Consider the following 3240-nt stretch of genomic DNA (forward strand, 5'->3'; position numbering starts at 1 on the left):
GCACCCACAGCCCATGTGTCCCTCACCAAGGCCGCATAACATCAACCACAACGGAACCCCTCGTCGAGCTTTTACACCGCTCCGAGGACGCGACCCAGCGGTGACGCTCGGCACCCAGGCCACGGGCAGTGCACCAGTCATGAGCGGCATGGTCAGCACCGGAAGCCGCACCCTCTACGACGATGAGCCGATCGTCATAACGAGCGGCGAGCCGATCCAGGACTGCCCTCACCGTTGCTGACCAGGGCCAACGGCGACTCCCGCACACCAGGACCCGGGGGACGCTCAACTCGAGGGTCATCACGATCTCCAGGGCTCTGATCAAGAGAGAACTCACTCATCATTGCCCACCCCGAGGACATTCTTCGAGGGCCAACGGCACCAACAGCAACATGCAGTGCCAGATGAGAGAAAGAGCCAGGCCAGCGGCCCATCAAGGCAGAGCGCATCAACAGCTCTGAACCTAGAGACCCAAGGGCATCGACGCGGCAGCCCACCAGACCACGCTCACCGCGGGCGGCCGGACCTTCGCCGTCATGGGCACCGGCATCGCCGCCCCGATCTACCCGGCCGAGAACCGGCCCCTGGCGAAGGCGATCCTCACGGCTGGCGGAGCGCTGCTGAGCCAGTTCTGGCCCACGAGCCCCCCGGCGAAGTACACCTTCCCGCGCCGCAACGTCGTCACCTCCGGTACAACCCTGGGCAGCGTGGTCATCGAGGCTTCCAGCACGTCGGGCGCCAAGATGCAGGCCCGCCTGGCCGCCGAGCACGGCAAACTCGTCTTCCTGATCCGCTCCCTCGCCGACACCCAGTCCTGGGCCAAGAAGATGCTGGACGAGGACCGGGCGATCCTGGTCACCGCCTCCAGCGACATCACCGACCGCCTCGGTCAGGCTGCGGACATCCAGGCCGCCGGCCAGCAGCGCCAGCAGCTCGCCCTGGCCGGCCTGTGACGGCAGGCCTCCCGGATCCGGCAGGCTTCCCCGACTGCCCGGTCTGTGCCTACCGCATCACCGGCACCGCCCGCCTGTGCTCCGACTGCGCTGGCCGCACCCTTCAGCCGGTCGCCGAGTCCCATTGCCCGGTCTGCTCCCAGGCCGTCGCGCCCGGAAGGCAGTGCAGCAATCGGGTGTGCGCGCTACCGGAAGCCGAGCGTGGATTTTCCCGCGTCGACGCGGTGGCCATGTACTCCGGAGCCCTGCGCGACAAGATCCACAAACTGAAGTACGAGGGCAGAGCCGACTGGGCGATGATCTTCGGTCGGCTCCTCGTCGGCTGGATCGAAAGCCACCCCGACCAGATGCGGGGCGTCGACCACGTCGTCGGCAATCCCACCCACACCGGCCGCGAGCCCATTCAGCACATCGAGTGGATCATGGATGCGGCCTACACCGAGGACGTGACCCGCGCCTTCCCGCTCAGCCCGCCGGGCGCGCACCAGCTGGTGAAGCAAACCGAGACGCCCCGGTCCGCGAACCGCACCCTGGACGAGAAGCGCGCGGCTGCCATCGCGCATGCCGCCGCCCTGACCTGGACCGGAGACACTGGCGACGTCAAGGGATCCACCATCCTCCTCGTCGACGACGTGTTCACCAGCGGGTCGCAGCTCGCGAGGCTGGGAACGATCAGCGCGGCAGCATCGGTTCCGGGAACCACGACGGTCTGTTCGTCGAGTGCGGTGAAGATGTCTTCGATCAGCCGCTCGGCCATCCGTGACGCTTTGGGACGTATCAAGGTCACGAGGCGACGGCGTCCGGCTTTGCGGATCTGAGCCGGGGATCCGAACTGGTCCAGCAACTTGAGCACGGCCGGATGCTGGATCCGCGGGCCCAGGACACGCTCGAGCGACGGGTGGATCTGGGTGAGCAGGCCACGGAGACGGTGAGCGATCCGGGTGGACTCACCCGCGAGATCGTCGTCGAACCCGGCGATCATCGAGAGCTCGGCAACGGTCTCGTCATCACGGCCTTCATCAGCGCACTGCCCGAACACGCCCGCCAGACGCTCACCTGGGACCAAGGCTCAGAGATGGCCCGCCATCACGAACTCGCCCCGTACTTTTCACCGACGGCGTCTTCTTTGCCCACCCAGGCAGCATCGGATACGGGAAGGTCTTGAAGTGAAGCCGACCGGGTGCGTATTATGATTTTCGGAGCGGTTCCCAGAAAGCGAATAACCTTATCGGCGGAAAAGAAGGCATTAGAATGCCATGCCGTGGATTCAAGAGCACTCCTTTCTGTGTAAGGCAATATGATGCTTACATATTTGACTTTGATGGCACTTTAGTGAATACGGGTGACCTCAATCTGCGAGCGATGCAGGCCGGACTTTCTCATTGTGGCATCAAGGCGAGTCTTGATTGGCTGGCCTTGCGGCCCTTTGTGTCGGTCGAAGGATTGCGGGACCGGCTTTTCGTTGAAAAAAAACTGATCCTAGACCGGCAGCTCGAAAGGGATTTTATAAGCGCCGCTAAAAGATTCTGGCTTGAAAATGCGAATGACATTCAGCCGATAGCTGCAGCGAGAGAGGTCGCGACCCGCGCAGCTGGGCTATCGCCTGTCTCAGTGGCCTCGGCCAACGATGGTGATCTGGTGAGGGCGGGGCTTGCGATTGCAGGGCTCGACCACTTGTTTCATTTTATCATCTGTCGTGAACATGTACAAGAAATTAAACCGGCGCCTGACGCATTTCTAATTGCGGCCTCCCTTATGGGAGTGAGGCCCGAAAGTTGTCTCGTTTACGAAGATAGCGATGCCGGTTGCTGGGCCGCACTTCAAGCGGGAATGGACGCGATAGATGTACGAGAGATCGATTGGCGGTGATATTACCCAGCGCGAGCGGAGTAAAGACAAAAATTGCGCGAGCGTAATTCGCAATCCCCCCGCGCAGGGGGGATTGACGCTCCGTTATTAATTCCCGCGAAGCGGGAATTCCGCCTTTCTTGGCGCGCAGCGCCAAGGGACCCGCTCCGTTTGCCCGGGCCAAGCCTCGATCATTCACGTGCGCGCGCTGATCGTGCGCTCCGTCACCATCGCCCTGCCCCCATGGTGAATTCATGAGGCAAGGGCCTCTGGGAGCTCGCTTCGCGCGCGGCTCCGCGGCCCTGTGCGGGTCGTGGACAGCAGCAGCGGCTTTGAGCCTCGGGTGGACTCCGTTGCCCAATTCGCTGTGACGGGTGTGCCGGTTCCGGCATGATCGCTCCTGTGGCCGCTTCCTTGTCGTGCGGCCGGTTGGGGGTGG

Annotated in this window: 4 protein-coding genes and 1 pseudogene; 2 read left to right on the top strand and 3 right to left on the bottom strand. The window is 63.3% G+C overall.

Annotated features, from left to right (window positions below; all coding sequences use genetic code 11):
* Positions 1 to 22: 22 nt before the first annotated feature.
* Complete coding sequence (locus tag AC07DW_RS33880) at positions 23 to 301, bottom strand: SLOG family protein (protein ID WP_478861447.1); 279 nt, start codon at positions 299 to 301, stop codon at positions 23 to 25.
* A gap of 178 nt (positions 302 to 479) precedes the next feature.
* Here AC07DW_RS33880 and AC07DW_RS33885 point away from each other — a divergent pair, with 178 nt between their 5' ends.
* Positions 480 to 953 carry a DNA-processing protein DprA gene (locus tag AC07DW_RS33885; RefSeq protein WP_478861450.1) on the top strand — a complete coding sequence of 158 codons (474 nt, stop codon included), beginning with the start codon at positions 480 to 482 and terminating at the stop codon, positions 951 to 953.
* A gap of 185 nt (positions 954 to 1138) precedes the next feature.
* Here AC07DW_RS33885 and AC07DW_RS33890 read toward each other — a convergent pair whose 3' ends face one another.
* On the bottom strand, positions 1139 to 1363 hold the full coding sequence (locus AC07DW_RS33890; RefSeq protein ID WP_478861448.1) for a hypothetical protein: 225 nt from the start codon (positions 1361 to 1363) through the stop codon (positions 1139 to 1141).
* Positions 1364 to 1608: 245 nt separating this feature from the next.
* Positions 1609 to 1959: pseudogene (locus tag AC07DW_RS33895) on the bottom strand (IS110 family transposase); the annotation flags it as partial.
* A 245-nt stretch (positions 1960 to 2204) separates the two neighbouring features.
* Between AC07DW_RS33895 and AC07DW_RS33900 the strand changes: the two are divergent.
* On the top strand, positions 2205 to 2822 hold the full coding sequence (locus tag AC07DW_RS33900; protein ID WP_478861449.1) for an HAD family hydrolase: 618 nt from the start codon (positions 2205 to 2207) through the stop codon (positions 2820 to 2822).
* Positions 2823 to 3240 lie beyond the last annotated feature (418 nt).

Source organism: Streptomyces sp. NPDC045701 (assembly GCF_056432045.1).

Coding starts and splice junctions, on each gene's coding strand:
- AC07DW_RS33880 (WP_478861447.1), bottom strand. CDS start 301: ATGACCCTCGAGTTGAGCGTCCCCCGGGTCCTGGTGTGCGGGAGTCGC.
- AC07DW_RS33900 (WP_478861449.1), top strand. CDS start 2,205: ATGCCATGCCGTGGATTCAAGAGCACTCCTTTCTGTGTAAGGCAATAT.